Origin of the sequence: Parabacteroides sp. PF5-9 (genome assembly GCF_029893105.1) — a bacterium.
In the GTDB taxonomy this organism is placed as follows: domain Bacteria; phylum Bacteroidota; class Bacteroidia; order Bacteroidales; family Tannerellaceae; genus JARXWG01.
This window is the reverse complement of the sequence record NZ_JARXWG010000026.1, coordinates 1-23,297: the sequence shown is the minus strand read 5'-3', so window position 1 is coordinate 23,297 and position 23,297 is coordinate 1. Positions and strand designations below refer to the sequence as shown.

Below are 23,297 nucleotides of genomic sequence, written 5' to 3'. Positions count from 1 at the left end.
GAAAAGTGAATTTATGTTTCGTTTAAATTTGTCTGATTAAACGACTGATAACATCTGAACATTAAAAGCCTTGTCTATCGCCAAAATAAAATGATGACTTATCTGAAAGAGATAATCGATAATCGGGTAAACTTTGGCAATCGTGTTATGGTTATTTAAGTAGTTTATGTGTCTATAAAACTTTAATTTAATTATTCATTATGAGAACTATTTTTTTCAAAATGAAAATTCCTCTTGTTTTAGTGGGACTGATTCTGGGATTCACTCTCTCAGTTCAAGCGCAAAACACAAGGAATATCAGAGGTGTGGTAAGTGATTCTTCCGGAGAATCGTTACCCGGAGTAAACATTATGGTAAAAGGAACGACTGCAGGGACAATCTCTGATATAGACGGCAATTATCAGATTGAGGTTGCTGATGCGAATGCTGTCTTGGTCTTTTCTTATATAGGTTATCTCTCTTCGGAAGTGACAGTGGGCAATCGCTCTGAAATTAATGTAACCCTGAAGGATGATACCAAATTGATTGATGAAGTCGTAGTTATTGGTTACGGTACTGTGGCTAAAAAAGATGTAACGACAGCTGTTTCGGTCGTCTCTTTGAAGGATTTGGAAGAGCGTCCGATCTTTTCGGCTGCACAGGCTATTCAGGGTAAAGCGGCCGGTGTAAACGTATACCAACCGAATGGTGCACCGGGAGCAGGCATGGTCATACGTGTTCGTGGTACGACTTCGTTTAACGGTAGTAATGAGCCGCTCTATGTTGTGGATGGTGTTCCGGTTGACAACCTGAATTTCCTTTCGCCGACGGATATTGCCAGTATGCAGATCTTGAAAGATGCCTCTTCGGCAGCGATCTACGGTTCGCGTGCCGCCAACGGAGTTGTTCTTATTACAACCAAACAGGCCGATGGTGGTGCTAAAATTGCAGCCAACATTCAGTTAGGAGTGAGCAGGGTCTCTAATCAGATTGAATCGTTAAATGCCGCTCAGTATAAAGAATTGATGGACGAATTACGCCCCGGAGCCATTCCGGAAGGAACCACCGATCGGACAGACTGGTTTGATGAAGTGTATGGCACAGGTATTACGCAGAACTATCAGTTACAGGTCTCTGACGGGAATGAAAAACTACGTTATTTTGTCTCGGGAGGGTATATGGATGAAAAAGGGGTGTTGAGTTCCGCTTTTTTTAAACGTTACAACCTTCGTGCCAGTGTAGATAACCAGATACGTAAGTGGCTTAATATGGGATTGAATGTCTCTTATTCGGATAATACGAGCAATGGTGTATCCACAGGACAAGGGTCAAACCGTGGTGGAGTGGTCTTGGCTGTGGTGAATCTACCAACAGCGTCGACGATTAAAGATGAGACAACCGGTTTATATAACCGTCAATTCTTTGGACAAAACATTACTAATCCGATCGAAGCGATCGAAAACGGAAAGAATAATAAGAATCATGAAAGCCGTCTGATCGCGTCGGGAAATATGACGTTTACGATCTTGCCGGAATTGAATCTGAAATCTTCTTTTACCCTGGACCGCCGTAATGGAAAGATAACGGAGTTCACACCACCGGTACATGGTGCCGACCGTGATGACTGGGGATCAGCCAAAGATGAACGTTCGATGAATACATTATTGGTTTTTGATAATGTGTTAACCTACAAAAAGATATTTGCAGGAAGTCATAATTTCGAAGGAATGATTGGTTCTTCATGGACTGATTCACAATGGTCACAGAGTTATATTAATGGTTCGCATTTTAAAGATGGATCTATCCATACGCTTAATGCAGCCAATAAAATAGCCTGGGATAATACCGGTTCGAATGCTGCCGATTGGGGAATCATGTCTTATTTCGGACGTCTTTCCTATAATTACGACAGTAAATATCTCTTCACTTTCAATATCCGTGAGGATGGTTCTTCTAAATTACATCCGGATCATCGCTGGGGAACTTTCCCTTCTTTCTCTGCGGCATGGCGTTTGTCATCTGAAGAGTTTATGAAGGATATCACCTGGTTGGATGACTTGAAGATCAGAGGTGGCTGGGGACAGACCGGTAACCAGTCGGGAGTAGGTGACTATGCGTATTTGCAACGGTATAATATTAATCGTCAGGCTTGGTTTGAAACAGGAAACGCTGATGCTGTACCGCTTCTAACACAGGCTAACTTGCGGACATCCGACCTTACCTGGGAGAAAACATCACAGACCAATATCGGTTTGGACGCGACTATGTTTAACGACCGTTTAACAGTAGTCATGGATTATTACTACAAGTATACTACTGATATGTTGATGTATGTGTCATTACCATCCGGAGCGGCTGCGGCAAACAGTATCGTTAGAAATGAGGGTGAGATGATGAACCGTGGTTTTGAATTGACAGTCGGTTCTCGTAATTTGACCGGTGAATTGGCTTGGAATACAGATTTTAATATTTCATTCAATAAGAATAAACTGAAAAAACTGGAGTTGCAGCAGATCTACTATGATGCTGAAACGACACAGGCTTTCCATCAGACACGTGTTGTGCGTAACGAAGCAGGACGTCCTCTTGGAGGCTTTTTCGGATATATCAGTGATGGTGTAGATCCTGAGACAGGTGAATTGATGTATCGTGATATCAATGAAGATGGTAAAATTACAGCTTCGGATAAAACGTATATCGGTGACCCGAATCCGACATTTACTTTCGGTCTGACAAACACCTTCTCTTATAAAGGTTTCAATTTGAGTATATTCCTTCAAGGTTCTGTCGGTAATGATATCTTTAATGCATCAAAAGGAGATACACAAGGGATGTATGACCTGAAAAATCAGTCTACCGAAGTATTGAGACGTTGGCGTACACCCGGTCAGATTACCGATGTGCCTAAAGCCGGTTTCAACCTGCAACCTTCTACTTATTTTGTGGAAGACGGCAGTTATCTCCGTGTGAAGGATATCTCTCTTTCTTACAACTTCAGAGGAGGAATCCTACAGAAATTAGGCGTATCGCGTTTGCAGCCGTATGTAACGGCACGTAATCTATTGACGATTACGAAATATGACGGGATGGATCCTGAAGTAAACGAATGGGCCGGTAAGGACAGAAGTGGTGGCGTAATGGGCATCGACTGGGGAACTTATCCGCATAGTAAGTCTTTTGTGTTTGGTCTTAATGTCGAATTTTAAATGCGTAAAAGAATGAAAACAAAATATATCTTATCCATTATTTCAGCTTGTCTGCTGGCATCATGCTCTTTGGACTATGATCCGGTAGCTTCCTATTCGGATGTAACGGAAGGAGTCACAGCTGATAGTGCTCAGGTGGTTTTTAAAGATAAGGCCGCAGTCTTGTCTCACCGACAGACACTGATCAATTTGTATAAGAACGGGCAGGAGCATTGGTATCTTGATATGCTGTTACTTGCCGAATCACACTCCGACAATGCATATGCCGGTGCCCCCAATGCGGAAACAACCCCATTTGAAGTCAATTCCATTGAGGGTTCGAATACCAACCTGAAACGTGACTGGAACGGTCATATGGGTAACATTGCGCAGGCAAATAAAATGATTAATAATGTGGAAGAAGTAAAAGATCCAAGTTTGACTGACGCTGAAAAGCAGCAGTTTAAAAGCGAGGCTAAAATCTTGCGCGCTATGATCTACTTCGATATGGTGAGAATATGGGGAAATGTTCCTTTGGTGACTTCCATTGCCGGAGATATTACTTCAGAGACGATTACTGATGTCTATCCCGCATATTTCCCTCCTCAGACGGATGAGTTAACCCTCTACTTACAGATCGAAGAGGATCTGTTGGATGGTCTGCAATATGCTCCGGAGAATAATGCGGAAGATAAAACCCAGTTCTCTAAATCCGTTGCTCGCGCAATGCTGGCGAAAGTATATGCAGAGAAGCCTTTGCGCGATTATGATAAAGTGATTCAATATGCCGATGCGGTAGCTGCTGACGGCTTTGATCTGGTGGCCGACTTCAGTGATCTTTTTGGTGTTGTGCTGACAGATCCGGGATTGCCGCCGTCGCAGGAAAATAAGGCGATTGATGCAAAGGCGCGGAATACGAAGGAGACGATTTTCGAAGCACAGTTTTTTCAAGGGAATACCAACTGGGTGACATGGATGTATGGCCGTCCATTGAATAACTGGACAGAAGCCTTTACCTGGCTGAAATGGATTACCCCTTCGCGCGATTTGATCAAAGCGTTTAATAGCGAAACGGGCGATAAACGATATGAAGAAACGGTTGTCTTTTATAGTTGCGACTGGAATGTGTATTATCCGGCCAATAACTATCCTTTTATGTATAAATGCCGGAGCGCTTATAACAGTGTCATCAAATTGCGTTATGCCGATATTCTGCTATTGAAAGCGGAAGCGCTTATCGCTAAAGGGGATTATAGCGGTGCTGCTGCTATCATAAACAAGACGCGTCAACGTGCGGGATTATCTAATTTACCTGCATCGGCATCAGCCAGTAAAGAGGCTATTCTGGACGCCTACCTGAAAGAACGCCGTTTAGAGTTGGCGCTCGAAGGTCAGCGTTGGTTTGATCTTGTCCGTCTGGAAAAGGTTGAAGAAGTGATGAATGCGGTATATGCGAAAGATGAAGGTCGTCCGGCACAGATCTATCCTTTTACCAGCTTATCTTATATCTTACCAATACCTCAGGATGTGATCGACCAAAATCCGAATCTTGTTCAGAATCCTGGGTATTAATTTGGATCAATACAATTATTAAATCAGTTGAAATATGAATTCAATCTATAAATTTTTCCTCGTAGCCGGGTTGCTTACATGCTTTTTTGCATCCTGCGACGACGAGTACGGTGCCCGTAAAGAATCGACTCCGGTTTTTGAATCGGCCTCTGTCAGTCCGGCCTCTTTTCATTTTGGTGATTCAGTCACATTAAATGTAACGGTAGCAGATCCGGCGACAACATTGACAACCTTGTCGTATGAAGTGGTGGCCGAAAACCGAGTGATAGCCTCTGGTCATATTCCTGTCGACGGAGAAAGAGCAGAAGTGGTCCATCCTATTCTGGTTCCTTTATTGAGTGATCAGCCGGATGGTGCGGAAGTAAGTGTTAATCTGACTATCGATAATATCTTAAAAGGAACAGCTTCTACCGTAGTCACAGGGTTGACAGGAAACCGTCCTGTATATAATCAACTTTACCTGGTGACAGACAATGGTAGTGTGGCTGTACTTAAGGCTCAATCGGGCAGTAAAGATAAATATGAAGCCACCGAATTGGCATTCGACAGTGCTTTCAGTTTTAAGATTGCTGAAAAAATCAATAACGATAATACGGTTGATTATAGCGGAGCGGTCTATGGAAATGTAAATGGTAGGTTGGCTATGATTGACGAAAAGGGAGAATCGGCCTTTGTCTATACGCCGAATGCCGAGATTACCCGTTCATTCGTATATGATAATTATGCCTTTTCGGTGAATACATCAGGAGGTTCTTTGGGAGCAAACGACTGGTCGTTAAGTGCCTTTGCGGATGACGATGTTTTCGGAGAAACATTCCGAACACTTAACCGGACGCTTGAAAACGGTCAGACCTATTTACTGGTCGGTGCATTGGCTGATGGTCAGAACGTATACAATCCGGACTTTTTTGAACGTGTAGCCGATAATCGTGTGAAGTTCCTCGGTGAAACAGGAGCGTATACAGTATATTACAATCCTGTTCGTAAAAATATTTTTGTCGGTGTAGAGAACCCTGCTTATCCTCAATACCTGTTGGCTTGCGGTTATGGATTGGGCTATCCGACAAAAGTGACGACACAGGAGATTGGTGCGGTTTATGCCGGACATACACGGGTACATACCGATTGGGGCTTTGGTCATGTCATGAACTATGTATTGTTTCGTCGGGTGAGTGAAGGCGTCTATCAAGGAACCTTCTTTACTCCGGGAGACCATGACCACTATGCCGGGTTTAAACCTTTCGAAAATACCGGTTGGGGGAATGAGAAGAAAGCAGGTGATTTTACATTTACCGGCGAACAGATTATTACCGGTGATAACGACTGGACAATTCCGAATGACGGTGAGATCACTCCTTCTGCCAATTACCGGTTTACAATCAATTTGAATACTAACACTGTGCATGTAGAGCAAGTAACACTGTAATAAAATGAAAAAAATATTTTTGTTTAAAAATATATGTTTGGCTTCGCTCTTATGCCTGGTTGCGTGCGGCGATTCAAAAACGAAAGAGAATGGAGAGATCCCTGAACCGGAGACGAAAGGAGATGTAACGATCTACATTACAACGAATACGCGTTCACAGGATTTTAAGAAACAGGCTGTCGATTTTAGTGCGAAAGACAATATGTCGCCTTCCACAATCAAATTGGAACCTGCTACGCGCTATCAATCGATGGATGGGTTCGGTGCGGCTGTCACCGGTTCGTCTTGTTATAACTTGATGCAGATGAGCCTCGAAAACCGGGAGAAGTTTCTGAAAGAGACTTTTTCACCTACAGAAGGTATGGGTTTTAGTTATATCCGTGTAGCGATTGGTTGTTCAGACTTCTCTTTGAGCGAATATACCTGTTGTGATACTCCGGGTATAGAAAACTTCGGACTGACTTCGGAAGAGACAGAGTATGTCATCCCGATCCTAAAGCGAATATTGGAGATCAATCCCGATATTAATATCATGGGTTCTCCGTGGACATCACCCCGTTGGATGAAAGTGAATAACCTGAAAGATATGCAGCCGTTTAACTCTTGGACCAGTGGCCAATTGAATCCGACTTATTATGCGGATTATGCCTCTTACTTTGTGAAATGGATTCAAGCGTTTGAGCAAGAAGGTATCCGGATCTATTCGGTTACTCCTCAGAACGAGCCGTTGAATCATGGTAATTCGGCCTCTCTTTTTATGGGATGGAAAGAGCAACTTGATTTTGTAAAAGATCATTTAGTGCCTCAATTCAAAAAGGCTTCGCTGAATACGAAAATTTATCTGTTCGACCACAATTACAATTATGATAATATGGCCGATCAAAACGATTATCCGGTGAAAATCTATGATGCGGGAATCGATAGCGATCTTGTTGCTGGTGCAGCTTATCACAACTACGGAGGAGATAAATCCGAATTGCTCGATATTCATGAGAGATATCCCGATAAAGAGTTGGTTTTTACGGAGACTTCTATCGGTACCTGGAATGATGGACGTAATCTGGAATTGCGTTTGATTGAAGATATGCGCGAAGTGGCGTTAGGTACGGTGAATAACTGGTGTAAAGGGGTTATTGTATGGAATCTGATGCTTGATAGCGAACGTGGTCCTAACCGCGAAGGCGGTTGCCAGACCTGTTATGGAGCAGTCGATATCGAACGATCAGACTATGCGACGATTACACGTAATTCGCATTATTACATTGTCGGTCATCTTTCATCTGTAGTCAAACCAGGCGCTGTGCGTATCGGCACATCCGGTTTTTCGGAAACAGGCTTTTTCTATTCCGCTTTTGAAAACCCGGACGGAACTTATGCGGTCGTATTGCTGAACAGCCAGACAGAAAGTAAGACGATTACATTGGACGACGGCAAACAGCATTTCAGCTACAATGTGCCCGGAAAATCTGTTATATCATATCGTTGGAAAAAATAAAAATTAGTTTTATGAAAAACTTAAAATATTGGATACTTAGTTTAATGGGTTTTGTTCTTTTGGCATCCTGCTCGGATGATGATAACGAAATCCGTCCTGCAGGGAATCCTGTGATGGAAGTAAAAAGCCAGTTCCAGAATGTACATTTTGGAGACAATCTGCCTTTTACTGTTACGGTAAATGATGACATCGCACTTTCTACATTGACCGCTCAGTTATATTTCGGTGAAGAGGTGGTTTCTACGACTACAATCCGTACAAAATCAAATGGAGAATATTCGGGAACTATTTCTGTACCTTTCTATAAAGGTACCCCCGACGGAACGGCAACATTGGAGTTTGTTTTACTCAATACGACAATGAAAAATAGTAAGCAAACGTTCGATCTGCCGGTTACCCGTGCCGACTATCCCTATCTTATTCTAATCACGGAAAACGCCTCTTATCCGATGCTCCCTACCGGAACACCGTATGAGTATGCGGTCACAGAAGCATTCCCTTCGACCGATTTGCCGGCTTATATCAAGACACCGGTAGTCGACGAGAAAGGAACTGAATTGGTCTTTGGCTGGGAGAGTGGTGCGATCACAGAAGGTGTTTCCAATTACATCCCTTTTGTGAGTCCACAAGGAGGTGCATATTCGGTTGTGTTTAATACGAAAACATACGAAGCTGCTCCATTCTTTGAAATTCTACTTAATGGTCAGAAGATGAGTATGGTTGATAAAGAAAATTATCAAATTGATCTGGAATTGACACAAGGAGAGGAGTTGACCATCGAAGGTATTTCCGGTATAGAGAATTGGTGGATAGACGCTGATTTTATCGAGGAAAAATCGGAAGGTGTTTATAACTTCGTGCCTATCACCGGCAAATATCGTATCGCGGCCAATCTGACAAAACAATACTTCAAAGTAGAGGTTTTGTCGGGTAATTCGCTTGCTACCTTGCAGGAAGATGGAACAGGTGCGATCTGGGTGATTGGTGAAGGTGTGGGTAAACCAGATATAGCAACCAGTCAAGTGGGTTGGACCCCTGGTAACGCTTTATGTATGTCTCCGATTGCGGATAAGATATACCAGTTGACAGTCGTTGGCGGTGAAACGGTGAACACCGATGCAATCAACTTTAAATTCTTCCATCAGAAAGATTGGGGAGGTGAATTAACTCATGAGTTCATGACGACCAACAGCAACCTGATCTTCATCGGAGATGGAGAAAATGGGCTTGATCCGGGTAACCTTGGATTATTGCCAGATGTCACACTGGAAGAAGGTGCAACGTATGTCTTTACGGTAGATGTAACGGCAGGAATCGATAAAGCGGTTCTGACAGTCGTTAAGAAGTAAGTAAGGTTATCTATATTAGGTTAAAAGGTTATGTTTTCCTCTGCAAAGAGGATTCATAACCTTTTTTTTATTGCACAATTATTATTCCCACAACGTTTTCGAATGTTGATCTTTTCGAAACAACACAAACAAAAACCGGAAACATCTTATCGGTTTATTTGAGCCATGTAAATCACTTTTCTGTTAGAGGTACCTCTAACAGAAAACAGACTTACGTCTGACAAAATAAGCTTTCAGATGTATCCCAAAAAGGAACAGGTTCATGTTTTTATTTCCGGAAAGGTGTTTTTACCACTTTTGCTTTGAGGTTTCTGTTTCGGATCTGAATATAAATCTCTGTATCCGGTTTGGTGAATTCCGGTTTAAGATATCCCATACCGATACCGATTTTCAAGCAGGGTGACATTGTTCCCGAGGTTACGGTTCCGATCGGGTTGCCATTGGCATCCACAATCTCATACCCATGGCGGGGAATGCCTTTGTCGATCATTTCGAAGGCAGCCAATTTACGGCTTACGCCCTCTTTCTTCTGGCGTTCCAACTCTGCGCGGTTGACGAAATCTTTGCCTTCGGCAAATTTAGTGATCCATCCTAAACCGGCTTCAATCGGAGATGTGGTGTCATCCAGATCATTTCCATAAAGGCAGAATCCCATTTCCAGACGCAGTGTATCACGCGCTCCAAGACCAATCGGCTTGATGCCTTCCGGCTCTCCGGCTTTGAAAACAGCTTCCCATATTTGTTTGGCATATTGTGGATAGAAATATAATTCGAAACCTCCGGCTCCCGTATAACCGGTATTGGAGATAATGACTTCCGGACATCCGGCAAATTCTCCGGTTTTGAATGTATAGTAGGGGATGGATGAGAGATCGATGGAGGTCAATCGTTGCAACACCTCTGTTGCTTTTGGCCCCTGTACGGCTAATTGAGCCATGTGGTCGGAAGCATTCTCCAATTCTGCTCCGGCATGGTTGTGTTTCACACACCAATCCCAGTCTTTTTCCATATTGCTGGCATTGACTACCAACAGGTATTTTTCCGGTTCATAGCAATATAACAGAAAATCATCCACTATACCACCTTTCTCGTTGGGGAAGCAGGTATACTGGATTTTACCCGGAGAAAGCGTATTTACGTCATTGGATGTCACATGCTGCAGAAAAGCGAGGGCATTCGGTCCTTTTACCCAGAATTCTCCCATATGGGACACATCGAATACACCAACACCATTGACAACTGTCAGGTGTTCATCGATAATACCCGAGTATTCAATCGGCATATTATAACCTGCAAATTCATGCATTTTAGCACCCAATATAATATGGGTGTCGGTAAACGGAGTAAGTTTCATGTTATCTGTGTTTTAAGATTTATGTATTAACAGTTCAGCGATTTTAATGATGGTCTCCATGCTTTTCTGCATGGATCGAATCGGCAGATATTCATACCGCCCATGGAAATTATGGCCACCTGCGAAGATGTTGGGACAGGGTAATCCCATAAAAGAGAGCCGTGCCCCGTCGGTACCTCCCCTGATGGGTTTGATAATCGGTTTGACACCCACTTCTGTCATCGCTTCAAAAGCCAGGTCGATGATCATCTCTTTGTGGGGTTCAACCATTTCCCGCATATTATAATATTGATCATGTATGTCGAGATGAGTACTTCCCGGATGTTTTTCGTTCATCCGCATCACTAAAGCTTCCAACAACTCTTTTTTCTCCTTGAATAACCGTGCCGAATGATCACGGATAATATAGGAAAGGCTGGCGTCTTCTACAGAACCATTCATATTGGTCAGATGAAAAAAACCGTCATAACCGGAGGTATGCTCCGGACGTTCTGTTTGTGGTAACCATCCGGCAAATTCAATAGCTAATAAAGAGGCGTTGACCATCTTATCTTTAGCTGTTCCCGGATGCACATTCAATCCTTTAAAACGGATCGTTGCGCCGGCGGCATTAAAATTCTCATATTCTAACTCTCCGATCTGGCCACCGTCGACTGTATATCCCCATTGGCAGCCGAACTTCTTGACATCGAAATGATCGGCACCTTGTCCGATCTCTTCGTCAGGCGTGAAAGCAATCCGTATTTTCCCATGTTTGATTTCGGGATGTGCTTTCAGGTAGGCCATCGCTGAGATAATGGCGGCCACACCTGCTTTATCATCAGCGCCTAATAGTGTTTGCCCGTCGGTGACAATAATCTCTTGTCCGACATAATCCATGATTTCCGGAAACATATCCGACGTTAATACGGTTTGTCCGTCTTCAGAGAGGGTTATATTCCCACCCTGATAGCTGACGATACGGGGATGTACATCTTTCCCCGACATATCCGGACTGGTATCCAGATGAGCAATAAATCCGATGACAGGCACTTCCTGTTCGACATTGGCCGGAAGCGTTGCCATCAGATAAGCGTTTTCATCCAAAGAGATCTCTTCGAGTCCGATCTCTTCGAGTTCGTTGGCTAACTCTTGTGCAAAAACATATTGTCCGGGTGTACTTGGTGTTGTTTGGTTCGTCTCACTCGACTCGGTATCAAATGAAACGTATTTCAGGAAGCGCTCGGTTATATTCATGTTGTCTGACGATTTAGAAATAGCTGGTGCCGTTATAACAATGTGTACATATACATTCCTTAGGTAGTCCGATCGCTTTGATCAAATCTTCAACGCTATTGAATTTTAAGGTAGTGATATTCAGTCGTTGACGGATACGGTCGACCATGGCGTTGTATTGCTCGGAACCTGTTGTTGCATATAAATCCAAGTCTTTCGAATCATCTCCTTCCAATTCTTTGACCATTCGTCGGGCAATCAACTCTAAAGCAGATTTTGAGGCCGAAAAGCCGACGAAAGGACAGGCGTGGAGGATCGGTGGACAACCTAACCGCATATGCACCTCTTCGGCTCCGTACCCATAGAGGATATTGACATTGTCGCGCAATTGTGTACCACGAACAATGGAGTCGTCACAGAAAATTACTTTTTTATCTCGCAAGAGTTGACGGTTAGGGATCAATTTCATTTTAGCTACCAAATCACGTACTTGCTGGTTAGCCGGTGTAAAACTACGTGGCCAGGTTGGTGTATATTTAATAATTGCCCGGCGGTAAGGAATCCCTTTCCCCTCTGCATACCCTAGTCCCATGCCAATGCCGGAGTCAGGAATGGCAGCCACATAGTCTGCATCGACATCATCTTTTTGAGCCATCGCTTTACCTGTAGCATAACGCACGGCATCGACATTCACACCTTCATAGTCAGACACCGGATATCCATAATATACCCAAAGGAAAGAGCATACCTGCATTTTTTTATTTGGAGCACGTAACGGTGTCATTTTGTAAGGGGTCAGTTCAACGATTTCCCCTGGACCGACATTGTAAAAGAGTTCGAATTCGAGGTTGGGAAAACTACAAGGCTCGCTACTTGCGGCAAAAGCACCATCCTTTTTCCCGATTAAAATAGGTGTTCGACCCAATTTATCACGTGCGGCAATAATGCTATTTTCTGTTAAAATCAGCATTGAACAAGATCCTTTGACTTTCTCATACACATTTTCAATGCCTTCGACAAAGGAGTTGCCTTGTGCAATTAATAAAGCGATTAACTCGGTTTGGTTGGTCTGCCCAGAACTTAACTCGGTAAAATGAGCGCCATTATCCAGTAACTCTTTTTCCAATTCATCGAGGTTATTGACCTTTGCCACTGTTACAAGAGCAAACTTGCCCAGGTGGGAATTAATGAAAATCGGTTGGGGGTCGGTATCACTGATGATCCCAATGCCGGAATTACCTTCGAATTTATCCAATTCGCCCTCAAAACGTGTTCGGAAATAGGAGTTCTCCAAGTTATGGATTGAACGTCTGAATATACCGTCGTTATAAGTTGCCATACCTCCCCGGCGTGTCCCCAGGTGTGAGTTGTAATCAGTGCCATAGAACAGATCTGTAGCACATGCCGAAGTGGAAATTGTTCCGAAAAAGCCGCCCATCGATTATCTTTGTTTTAGATGATTTAAATGAGCCACAAAGGTAAGTGTTTAGTTTAAGAATGCAATGAACGGGAAGAGAGATTGTTGCTTAAAAGGAACGGGGATTCATCTGGAGGAATCTCATTCGTCACAACTGTAACTCCAGTGTCATCTGATCTAACCAGTCGGGCATTTGTTCGATATGCTCAAAACGTTCGGTTACGTGTGCTGGAGCAAAGAGATGGATCTGCAGATCTTTGCATTTCTCCTGCAGAGAATGATCTAATGGGTAGTAACTGGCAAGTACGGCGCGAGAAATATCGCCTCCATATGTTTCGCGTACCCCATCCATTTTGTAGATATCGTTCTGAGTGATCTGCCCTGATTTACATTCAATAAAGATGAGTTTCTGTTTGTTGTTGACCAATACATCAACCTCATTTTTTGCTTGGTTTTTAGCATTTCCGGTCTGGAAAATAACATTTTGCCAGATCTCAGGCGCATTCTTTTTGCGTTCGCTCCATATGCGTACCTGATTTGCAACCAATGTCTCCCACCAACTTCCTTTAAAATAAAGGTGGATGCCATTGGAATGAGAGATACGGAGTAAGACCTTGTTTTTTTGCGTTACAATGAATGCGCCCTCTTTTTGTTTAAATCGAAGCCCACTGGCAAAGACCTTTGATGTTGGTAAATGGGAGGTCTGACGTTGACAGAAAATACCGAAAAACTTCATTAATCGGGCATGATCGTGCGGATATGTTTCGATAAAATGTTTGATAGCATATGAGCCCTGAATGTCTTCCGGATCAAGATTTTTAATGTCATGATAACCGGATAGGGTGTTTCCGCTTAATTTAAGGATCTCCTCATTATCGAGCGTGGAATGCATTTCTCTTTTTTCAAACGAATCGAGCCACACCAATTCGCCAAGCTGGGTGAGATAAAATGAGGGAATCCCCAACTCTTTGGCAACCTGATAGGCGGCCAACGCCATCGGTTTTGTCCCTTCCGAGAGATGATACATGAATTCGCCCGAATAATGGCGATGGATTTCCCGGCAGATCTCCATCACTTGATTGCCGTTATACGGTTCGGTCTTATACATCTTATATTGTATCGAGTCTGGAAGCAGTGGAAACATATTGTCGGCAATCTCCCTTGTCTCATCCGTATACAATAAATGGATACAATCCGGAGCGAATTCTTTTATACCATGATAGACTGAACTAATATCTTTTCCGAGTAATATAAGTTGATGTTTCATATTTTCTCTCTTTTTGAACGTGTCTAAAGTAGTGAACCTTCCCATACAAAGCAATCGGAGAAGTGATCTTTCAGATCTGTCTGTTCCGGGAATAGTCCGAAAACGGAAGAGCCCGATCCGGACATGGAAGCATAGATTGCCCCCGATTGATACAGTTTTTCTTTTATTTCTCCGATCAGAGGATGACGGGCAAATACACTTTTTTCAAAATCATTTGTCATGTATTGCTTCCATTCACTCAACGGTTTTTGAACGATTTTCTGCAATGAAATCGATGTTTTTTGAGGTTTTACTAATGAATAGGCCTCAGCCGTTGATACTGAAACATCCGGTTTGATCAAACAGAGATAATATCCTTTGAGCGAAAGTTCAACAGGTGTGAACACATTTCCGATCCCAGAGGCGAATACCGGTTTGTTTTGAATAAAAAAAGGACAGTCGGCGCCTATCTTTATTGCTATTTCTTCCAATTGTTCTGTGGATAGACCTAATTCGCAAAAGTCATTCAGCAGTTTCAGCATAAATGCAGCATCGGCCGATCCGCCTCCCAAACCGGCACCAAACGGAATCGCTTTTAATAGATGTATATCTAAAAAAGGGATCGGATGGCTTTCCTTTAGTAGGCGTAATGCTTTCATCACCAGATTGTTTTCTGGTAAGCCTTCTACGCAAATGCCGGTTTGTGTAAACGACTGATTGTCTGCCGCAACAATCTCCAAAGCATCTTTTAGAGGAACGGGATAGAAAACCGTTTCTATATCGTGATACCCATCAGGGCGTTTGCCGACAATATTCAGTCCCAGATTAATTTTTGCATTCGGGAAACAGATCATATGCAGAACGAGACGATTTATTTTTGAATATTGGGTAATTCCAAGCCATATCCTTTTTTACGGTCTTCCACTTTCAGCCACAATCCCAGGATGAATGCCAATATACCCAAACTGGCAAAGATCAACATGGGTAAAGTATAATCATAAGAAGCCGACTCTCCGGCTTGTATGGCATCAGCTACTCCGGGATTGGCGAATGCGAGTGCCTTACCGATAATAACAGGGAAGAGCATTAATCCGATATTTTGTATCCAGAAAATCACGGAATAAGCCGAGCCGAGGAAACGGTTTTCTACCAATTTAGGAACAGAAGGCCATAAGGCAGCCGGTACGAGTGAAAAAGAAACACCCAGTACGATAATGGCGATATAGGCTACTACTTTCGAGTCGCTATTTAAAGGGTAAAGAGCAAAAATTAAATGACAAACAGTCATTAGTATTGCTCCCAACATTAACATAGACGCTCCTTTTCCTTTATGATCCAGGAACGATCCCAGAAGCGGAGTTAGTACCATCGCCCCAATAGGAAACCAAGAGAACAGACTGGCTGCGTCGGCAGAGGAGATAGCTAAACGATTCTCCAGCATGTTGGTTGCAAACTTCTGAAATGGGAAAATTGCGGAATAATAAAGCACACAAAGGAAAGCAACGATGAGGAATGTTTTGCTGGTAAATAATTTTGCAATATCACTAATTTTGAATTGTTCTTCAGCTTCCTCGTTCATTTCACCCAATTGGCGATCCAATTTACGATCCAAGAAGAAGTAAACAATAAAATTCAGTAAGCCGATGCACAAGAGTAAACAGCAGATAGCTACCGGTTTTGTGATGGCTCCCGACTCGGCCAGCCAGGGAGACATTCTGAATACGGCAAATACCCCTAAGCGTGCAATCGCCATTTCAAGCCCCATGGCTAAAGCGAGTTCTTTTCCGGTAAACCATTTTACAATCGCTTTAGAGACTGTTACTCCGGCCATTTCTACGCCACATCCGAATATCATAAAACCGACAGAAGCCAATTTGGCTGAGGCAGGGAAAGAGGTCCAGAAGGAATTCAAAACATCATAAAGCGCATTTCCTTCCACAAACAGAGAACTGATCGCATATAATTTAATCGATGCGCCGACTACCATAACCACTCCGGATAATATGGCAGTGAATCGAACGCCCATCTTATCCAGGATAATCCCGGCAAAAATCAGAAAGAATGCAAATACATTCAAAAAATACTCAGATCCTGCAAATGTCCCGTATGTTTCGGCACTCCAATTTAATGGAGGTTTTTCGAGCATGGTTTGAAGTGGTGATAACACATCTACAAACATGTAGGCAAAAAACATAACAGATGCGATAAGGATCAAGGCTGTCCATCGCATAACCGGCGAATCGCTCAGATTTTTTTGAATTTGTTCAGTTGTCATGGTATTATTTTAAATTGTTTAATTATTGTTTGTCTCTTATAAATAGAGGAATAGCTTCTGCCACAATAAAAGTGCTGCCTCCGATAAAAATAAAATCATCTTTGTTGGCATCGGATAAGGCAGCATGAACCGCATCTTCAACGGTCTTATGGCTATCTCCTTTTAATCCGTGCGATTCGGCCAGGAGCGCCAGTTCTGTCACCGAAAGTGCCCGGTCTATCGCGGCTTGTGTGAAATAATATGTAGCATCCACAGGCATTAACGCAAGCATCCCATGAATATCTTTGTCGTTTACTGCGCCAATAACCATACGTAATGTGGAATATAACGGACGTTCATATTTTAATTGATCCGCAAGATATAACCATCCCCCTGTATTATGCGCCGTATCACAGATGACTTTCGGTTTGTTTTGTAACTGTTGCCAACGTCCCATCAGACCTGTTCGTTGAGTGACCTGTTCAAAGCCTTCGCGAACGCCCTCTGGCAGGATATTTACGCCTCCTTTTTTTAATACACGGATAGCGGTTAAAACAGTTTTTGCATTTCTTATTTGAACAAAACCACCCAATTCATCGGTTAATTCGCTAAAATCATTTGAGTCAAATATCCACTTCCCGTTTGGCGTCAAATGGGCATTCGTTAGTACTTTTTCCTGCGCGGAAAAATAAATAGGCGCATTTTCTTTTTTTGCTTTTTGGGTAAATAGCTGCAAAAGTTCGTTATTTTCAATATCACCAAGAACAACCGGTACTTTGGGTTTTATAATTCCCGCCTTTTCACCGGCGATTTCATAAAGCGTATTTCCTAAAAATTGGGTATGATCAAAGCTGATATTTGTAATAATACTTAATACGGGGGTGATAATATTTGTGCTGTCTAATCGTCCACCTAATCCCACTTCTATAATAGCAAAATCCACCTTTTGATCGCGGAAATAAATAAAAGCCATCGTGGAGGTCAGCTCAAAAAAAGAGGGTTGTAGCGGTTCAAAAGCCGAACGGTAACGTTCTACAAAATCAATGACATACTCTTGGCTGATTTTTTCTCCGTTCACCCGTATTCGCTCTCTGAAATCAACAAGGTGGGGCGATGTATACAATCCGACTTTGTATCCGGACTGCTGAAGAATAGCTGCCAATAAATGAGAAACAGAACCCTTTCCGTTTGTTCCGGCGACATGAATCGTTTTATATACTTTATGTGGATTGTGCAGAAGTTCATCCAACGCCAGACTCGTTCCTAACCCAGGTTTATAGGCAGACGCCCCGCTATGCTGAAAAACTGGAGTACTGGTATATAGATAATGAAGCGTTTCTTCGTAGGTCATCTCTTTGATATTGACTGCGGCAAATGTAAGCAATTATCAATAAATTAATGATAAATTTCTTGTAACTTTGCTTTTCAGTCAGTTACAATTCTTAAAATAAATATAGAAATGATGCAATTTAAAACAAATGCGAAGTGTGGAGGATGCGAAGCTGCTATCCGACTTAAACTGGATGGGATTGTTCAAGCATGCGATTGGTCTTTAGATCTGGATTCTCCGGATAAACTTTTGACAATCAATACGGATATCTCTCCATCGGTCATTATTGAGGCGGTTCAAAGTGCAGGTTTTCAGATAGAACAGATACAGTAGATGCCTACAGGCCGACAAACCCGTCAGGAAGAAATAGCCAATGTCATCACCCATGGCGTTGGTATGGTGTTCGGACTGACGGTTCTTATTTTACTTATTCTAAAAGCTGTTGGAACTCACAATGCCTGGGTATTGTTTAGCTTTACGGTTTATGCCCTCTGCATGACTTTGTCTTATGTGACTTCCACCTATTATCATGCTGCAACGAATGGTCGTCGAAAACACTTGTTACGTAAGTTTGATCACAGCGCTATTTATTTGCATATTGCCGGTACATATACCCCATTTACTTTAATCACATTACGGCAAGAGGGCTTTTGGGGCTGGGGATTGTTTCTTGTGATCTGGCTAGCCGCAGTTGTTGGTGTATTCCTCAGTTTTCGGAAAATAAGAAAATCGAGTACTCTCAAAACCATCTGTTATCTTTTGATGGGTTGGGTGGTTGTTATTGCATTTAAACCTTTGCTTGACGTTCTTCAACGAACCGATTCTATGGCTATTCTCTACTGGTTAATCGCCGGAGGGTTGTTTTATTCACTCGGTACGATTTTCTTCGTTTTAGATAAATATAAGTATATGCACACCGTGTGGCATCTGTTCGTTTTGGGAGGGACTGTTTGTCATTTTATCTCAGTTTGGTTGTTGGTGTAATGTCAAAAAGAGAGAGCCTGAAATTTATATCAGACTCTCTCTTTTTTACTAAAGTCCTTTCAGACTTTTTTCTATTTCTTACAATCCGCTAAAATCCACTCCGTCAAACAACAGCGATGGTAAACGCCAGCTGGACGATAAACGTGGGTCATTCCCTGCTTCAATCAGGTTGCTCCAAAGCGTAAGCATATTGCCCGTAATATTCATTTCCGAGACAGGTTGGGTCAACTTCCCTTTTTCGATCAGAAAACCTTCCACGCCATACGAGAAGTCACCGGTGGTACTATTCGAGTTCCCTCCATTAAAACCAGTGACAAGAATACCTTTATCTACGGATGTTATCAACCCGTCCAAATCCCTGTTTCCTAAGTTCATTGTGAGGATAGATGGCGATGAAATCGTTGGTTTTAGATTCATCTTATGGGAAGAGTAGGTGTCTATGTAGTACGTTTTAAGAATCCCGTTTTCAATAACCGGCATGCGTTTGGTTGCCACTCCTTCTCCATCAAAATAACGTGCTCCGCTCGCTTTTTTCAGATGAGGCTCGTCAAAAATAGTGATGTTACTTCCTGCGATTTTTTCATCCTGTTTATTCAATAAAAACGAGTTTTTTTGCTGGATGGAAGAACCATACAATGCATTGATCACCGGAGAGAGCAGACGGGATACATTCCTGTTATCCACCAACATCTGGTATTTGCCGGAAGCGACTTTTTTCTGTCCCAGTTTGCGCAATACACGCTCCAGAGCAGTCGTGCCGATTCCTTTTTTTACTAAGGTGTCGTAATACAACGAAGCATCATACCAATAAGATTCAGGCCGCGCATCGCCATCACCACGCACACTGGCTCCACTCGATAGGCTGAAGTAAGAACTCGACGATTCACCTTCAAATCCGTTACTAGCTATGATGTACCGGAAATCTCTTCCATCGCTATACGATGAGTTCGCGGAAATAAGCCGTTCGTCTTTTCCCATCATCTCATCACAGACGCTCATGGCCAATGCCACTTTATCGTCGGGTTGTACTTTGTCAAAAGCAGGATCCAGCAATTCCAAGTCGTCATTCCCTCCTTTGTAATACAATGAGGGATCAGGTAATATTCGTGCTTTATCTTCTGCCAGATAGCGGGTGGCATCAATACCGTCTTTAATGAACTTTTCCAATTCTTTCTTGTCAAGCCGGTTAGTCGAATAAGAACCGAACCGTCCGTCGACATACAAATTAATACTCAAACTGTTTTCAGATGCCTGTTGTAGTTTGTCAATCTTCATGTCACGTATTTCAAAAGAGGTGTTTGAACCGTTGTATAATGAAATGCGCGAAGCCTGACAACCGTTTTTCAGGGCATAATCCATTGCCCACTGAACAAGTTTTTTATTTTCGTTGGTAATCATATTAACTTTCTCCTCCTACTGTTAGTTTGCTAACCAAAGCTGATGGCATACCACAAGTCACCGGGCAGGACTGTCCGTCTTTTCCGCAAGTCCATGTTCCGTTATCCATCTTGAATTTATTCCCTATCATCGTAATGGCCGCCAGAGCTTTCGGGCCGTTGCCAATAATATTTACATCCTTGATCGGTTGTGTCAGTTTGCCGTTTTCGATCAGGAAGCCGTCTTTGACAAAGAATGTGAAGTCACCGGCGCCAATCTGTACCTGTCCGTTTGTGAAATTGGCGGCATAAATTCCGTTTTTCACCGTAGAGATCATCTCTTCTTCTGTCACATTACCCGCTTCCATATAGGTCGAACGCATACGTGGAATAGCCATATGCCGGAATGATTCGCGGCGTCCGTTTCCTGTGGAGGCAATACCATAATGTTTCGCACTTACGCGGTCGTGCAGGTAACTGGCAAGAACACCATCTTTCACAATGTATGTTTTTTGTCCGGCCACTCCGTCGTCATCGATATTCACCGAGCCGCGGTTGAACGGAATGGTTCCGTCATCGACCACATTGATGCTTTCAATACAAATTTTCTTGTTTAACTGATCGGAGAAGATCGATGTGTTTTTCCGGTTAAAATCAGCTTCAAAGGCGTGTCCGATCGCTTCGTGCAGGAATATGCCCGATCCTCCGGCACCAAGAACCACCGGCAGTTCTCCTCCTTTGGGTTTAATCGCCTGAAATAAAATAGCCGTCTTGTCAACAGCCTCTTTGGCCACTTCCTGGATCATATCATCTGTCAGGAACTCCGCTCCCATACGGAATGCACGCGCAGCATACGAGTTTTCTATTTTTCCATTCTCTTCCATAATGCAGACGGCAGAGAGCGTGACCATCGGTCGATAGTCGTAAAACATCACTCCTTCCGAATTACAGAAAAAGATATGTGAAGTCGTATCGCCAATCGCAGCCATGACTTTATTTACCCGTTTATCTAATGCGAAAATCTGATCGTTGAGTTTTTGCAGATAAGGCATCTTGTCTTTTACGGCAATCTCATCCCATGCTGTTTGTACGCCGTAGAAATTATTTGCATTCGCATTCTCGGTCAGTCCGACAGGCGCTGTAACAGCAGATGTCCCTGTGGCAATCCGCGCAGCAGTACGTGCGGCTTTCAACATCTCTTCCAATGTGACTTCTTCGACATAAGCATAACCGGTCTGATCACCAGCCAATACACGGACGCCAACGCCAAAATCGATATTAGAAGCGGCCTGGTTGACGGCTCCGTCTTGTAACCCTATATTATTCCGATATGTATGTTCAAAGAACAAATCGGCATAATCTCCACCTTTCTCCAGTGCTGTTGTGAGCACCTTTTTTAAATCACTCTCACTCACCCCGAAATGATTAAGGGCAAATGAGTTTGCAGTCGCCTGATCTCCTCCGGAGGCACAACCTCCCAAAAATGAAGGAGCAGCTAGTGAACCTAGCATAACGACACCTCCTGTTTTAATAAAATCACGTCGTTTCATTTTATTTCGTTCTCAATACTATTAATGCTGTTTCTGTTGTTTGGCATATACCATCACATTCGCTGGTGACCGTTGCGCCATCAACTCCTTTTTCATAAAATCCATATAAGGCGCAACGTGTGCAAAGAACTGTTTATACCCTTTGCAGAGATAATTCAGTCCCGGTTCGCCTTCCACCGTATAAAGGAAACGATTTTTCGGACATTCTCCGTTACAGGCAAAGAGATATTCACAATTTTTACATTGTCGCGGGAGTTTTTCTTGTTTATTTGCACCAAATTGGAGTTGCCGTTGACTATACATCATCTCCGTTAATGTATGGGTATAGATATTCCCCAGTTTGTATTCGGGAAAGACGTAGTGATCGCAGACGTATACATCGCCATTAAACTCCATGACACCGGCATGGCCACATTCGCGGGCTAAAATACAAACTCCCGGTTGTTCGCCTACCCAGTTAGCCAAAGTGGCATCAAATAGTTGAACAAAGTAGGTGCCGACATCCTCTTTCAACCACTCATCGAATATCGAACAGAGGAAATGTCCCCATTTCTCGGCATCTACCGAAAAAGGAGCCAGGTTGATCCGTTCATCCTGTTGTTCGGGTGAAGTCAGCAATGTCTCATCCGTATGCCTGACCAGCCGTTCTACGATAGGAGCAAATTGGATGTAATGGCATTCCAACTGTTTGAAAAAATGATAGAATTCAAGGGGATAATCGACATTGTAGTCGTTGACTACCGCCATGGCATTGTATTCTACCTGATGTTTTTTCAGTAGTTCGATCCCTTTCATTACTTTGAAAAATGAAGGTAACCCCTGTTTATTCCGGCGATATTCGTCATGAAACTCTTGTGGACCGTCGATGGATATGCCGACAAGAAAATGATGTTCTTTGAAAAAACGGCACCAATCGTCATTGATCAACGTCCCGTTTGTCTGTATGCAATTATCGATTTGTCGACCTCCGCCGTATTTTTTCTGCAGTTCGATCGCTTTTTTATAGAAACTAATCGGGCGCATCAATGCCTCGCCACCATGCCAGGTGAACAATACCTGCGGTACTGTCTGAGACTCCAGATAATCACGGATAAACTTTTCCAGTAGTTGATCGGTCATGATATGATTCTTAACCTCCGGATACAGTTTCCCTTTTTCCAGGTAGTAACAATAGTCGCATGCCAGGTTGCAGACCGAACCTACAGGCTTCACCATCACATAAAGCGGTTTTGCAAAGGGGGAGATATAAGATTTGTTCATTATTTGCCGGCGACTACGTTTTTTAGAACGACAAACTTACATAAAAATCAGATGTTATGAATGAAAAACAGGAACGGTTTGTCGGTTTTTCTGCCTCTTTTCGAACACTTTTTTGTTAGAGGTACCTCTAAATAATTTTAGACGTACCTCTAAACGGATTTAGACGTACCTCTAAATTATTTTAGACGTACCTCTAACAGAAAACAGAGGCAGGTGTCCTGTCCTGAAATAGGTTGTCATTCAACAAAAGTAAACTTATGTTAGAAACGAAACAAAATGGCAGTATTCGTTACAGCCGCTCATTA

General features: G+C 42.9%; 17 protein-coding genes. 7 read left to right on the top strand and 10 right to left on the bottom strand.

The features are described 5' to 3' along the window. The first annotated feature begins 200 nt into the window (after nt 1-200). The 5 genes from M2135_RS13305 to M2135_RS13285 are packed head-to-tail and all read left to right on the top strand — an operon-like array spanning nt 201 to nt 9,006. Nucleotides 201-3,185 carry a TonB-dependent receptor gene (locus M2135_RS13305; RefSeq protein ID WP_280749007.1) on the top strand — a complete coding sequence of 995 codons (2,985 nt, stop codon included), beginning with the start codon at nt 201-203 and terminating at the stop codon, nt 3,183-3,185. Further along, complete coding sequence (locus M2135_RS13300; protein WP_280749006.1) at nt 3,186-4,736, top strand: RagB/SusD family nutrient uptake outer membrane protein; 1,551 nt, start codon at nt 3,186-3,188, stop codon at nt 4,734-4,736. A 34-nt stretch (nt 4,737-4,770) separates the two neighbouring features. Then, nucleotides 4,771-6,162, top strand: a complete 1,392-nt coding sequence (locus M2135_RS13295; RefSeq protein WP_280749005.1) for a hypothetical protein — start codon at nt 4,771-4,773, stop codon at nt 6,160-6,162. Between the two features lie 4 nt (nt 6,163-6,166). Next, nucleotides 6,167-7,657, top strand: coding sequence for a glycoside hydrolase family 30 beta sandwich domain-containing protein (locus tag M2135_RS13290; protein ID WP_280749004.1), 1,491 nt, complete (start codon nt 6,167-6,169; stop codon nt 7,655-7,657). Nucleotides 7,658-7,668: 11 nt separating this feature from the next. Continuing rightward, nucleotides 7,669-9,006, top strand: a complete 1,338-nt coding sequence (locus tag M2135_RS13285) for a DUF5125 domain-containing protein (protein WP_280749003.1) — start codon at nt 7,669-7,671, stop codon at nt 9,004-9,006. A gap of 268 nt (nt 9,007-9,274) precedes the next feature. On the opposite strand, the gene gcvT is transcribed toward M2135_RS13285, so the two are convergent. The 7 genes from gcvT to M2135_RS13250 form a co-directional block, all read right to left on the bottom strand. Continuing rightward, complete coding sequence (gcvT, locus tag M2135_RS13280) at nt 9,275-10,360, bottom strand: glycine cleavage system aminomethyltransferase GcvT (protein WP_280749002.1); 1,086 nt, start codon at nt 10,358-10,360, stop codon at nt 9,275-9,277. A 12-nt stretch (nt 10,361-10,372) separates the two neighbouring features. Further along, nucleotides 10,373-11,596, bottom strand: a complete 1,224-nt coding sequence (pepT, locus tag M2135_RS13275) for a peptidase T (RefSeq protein ID WP_280749001.1) — start codon at nt 11,594-11,596, stop codon at nt 10,373-10,375. A gap of 13 nt (nt 11,597-11,609) precedes the next feature. Then, nucleotides 11,610-13,013: an amidophosphoribosyltransferase gene (locus M2135_RS13270; protein ID WP_280749000.1), complete on the bottom strand. Its 1,404-nt coding sequence runs from the start codon at nt 13,011-13,013 to the stop codon at nt 11,610-11,612. Between the two features lie 127 nt (nt 13,014-13,140). Next, the gene (locus M2135_RS13265; protein WP_280748999.1) at nt 13,141-14,259 is read right to left on the bottom strand and encodes a DUF1887 family CARF protein; all 1,119 of its coding nucleotides are present in this window, start codon (nt 14,257-14,259) and stop codon (nt 13,141-13,143) included. Nucleotides 14,260-14,282: 23 nt separating this feature from the next. Further along, nucleotides 14,283-15,092, bottom strand: coding sequence for a 4-(cytidine 5'-diphospho)-2-C-methyl-D-erythritol kinase (gene ispE / locus M2135_RS13260; RefSeq protein WP_280748998.1), 810 nt, complete (start codon nt 15,090-15,092; stop codon nt 14,283-14,285). Between the two features lie 17 nt (nt 15,093-15,109). After that, nucleotides 15,110-16,513 carry an MFS transporter gene (locus tag M2135_RS13255; protein WP_280748997.1) on the bottom strand — a complete coding sequence of 468 codons (1,404 nt, stop codon included), beginning with the start codon at nt 16,511-16,513 and terminating at the stop codon, nt 15,110-15,112. A gap of 22 nt (nt 16,514-16,535) precedes the next feature. Continuing rightward, nucleotides 16,536-17,843: a folylpolyglutamate synthase/dihydrofolate synthase family protein gene (locus M2135_RS13250; protein WP_280749030.1), complete on the bottom strand. Its 1,308-nt coding sequence runs from the start codon at nt 17,841-17,843 to the stop codon at nt 16,536-16,538. 108 nt (nt 17,844-17,951) lie between these two features. Here M2135_RS13250 and M2135_RS13245 point away from each other — a divergent pair, with 108 nt between their 5' ends. Both M2135_RS13245 and M2135_RS13240 read left to right on the top strand, forming a co-directional pair. Continuing rightward, nucleotides 17,952-18,155: a heavy metal-associated domain-containing protein gene (locus M2135_RS13245; RefSeq protein ID WP_348537117.1), complete on the top strand. Its 204-nt coding sequence runs from the start codon at nt 17,952-17,954 to the stop codon at nt 18,153-18,155. Further along, nucleotides 18,156-18,806, top strand: a complete 651-nt coding sequence (locus tag M2135_RS13240; RefSeq protein WP_280748996.1) for a hemolysin III family protein — start codon at nt 18,156-18,158, stop codon at nt 18,804-18,806. It begins immediately after the preceding gene. Nucleotides 18,807-18,884: 78 nt separating this feature from the next. Here M2135_RS13240 and M2135_RS13235 read toward each other — a convergent pair whose 3' ends face one another. From M2135_RS13235 to M2135_RS13225, 3 genes are read right to left on the bottom strand one after another with little or no spacing between them, the layout of a single operon-like run. Next, the gene (locus tag M2135_RS13235; RefSeq protein ID WP_280748995.1) at nt 18,885-20,204 is read right to left on the bottom strand and encodes a TldD/PmbA family protein; all 1,320 of its coding nucleotides are present in this window, start codon (nt 20,202-20,204) and stop codon (nt 18,885-18,887) included. 1 nt (nt 20,205) lies between these two features. Further along, nucleotides 20,206-21,732: a TldD/PmbA family protein gene (locus M2135_RS13230; RefSeq protein WP_280748994.1), complete on the bottom strand. Its 1,527-nt coding sequence runs from the start codon at nt 21,730-21,732 to the stop codon at nt 20,206-20,208. Between the two features lie 21 nt (nt 21,733-21,753). Next, on the bottom strand, nt 21,754-22,992 hold the full coding sequence (locus M2135_RS13225) for an anaerobic sulfatase-maturation protein (RefSeq protein WP_280748993.1): 1,239 nt from the start codon (nt 22,990-22,992) through the stop codon (nt 21,754-21,756). Nucleotides 22,993-23,297: the final 305 nt, after the last annotated feature.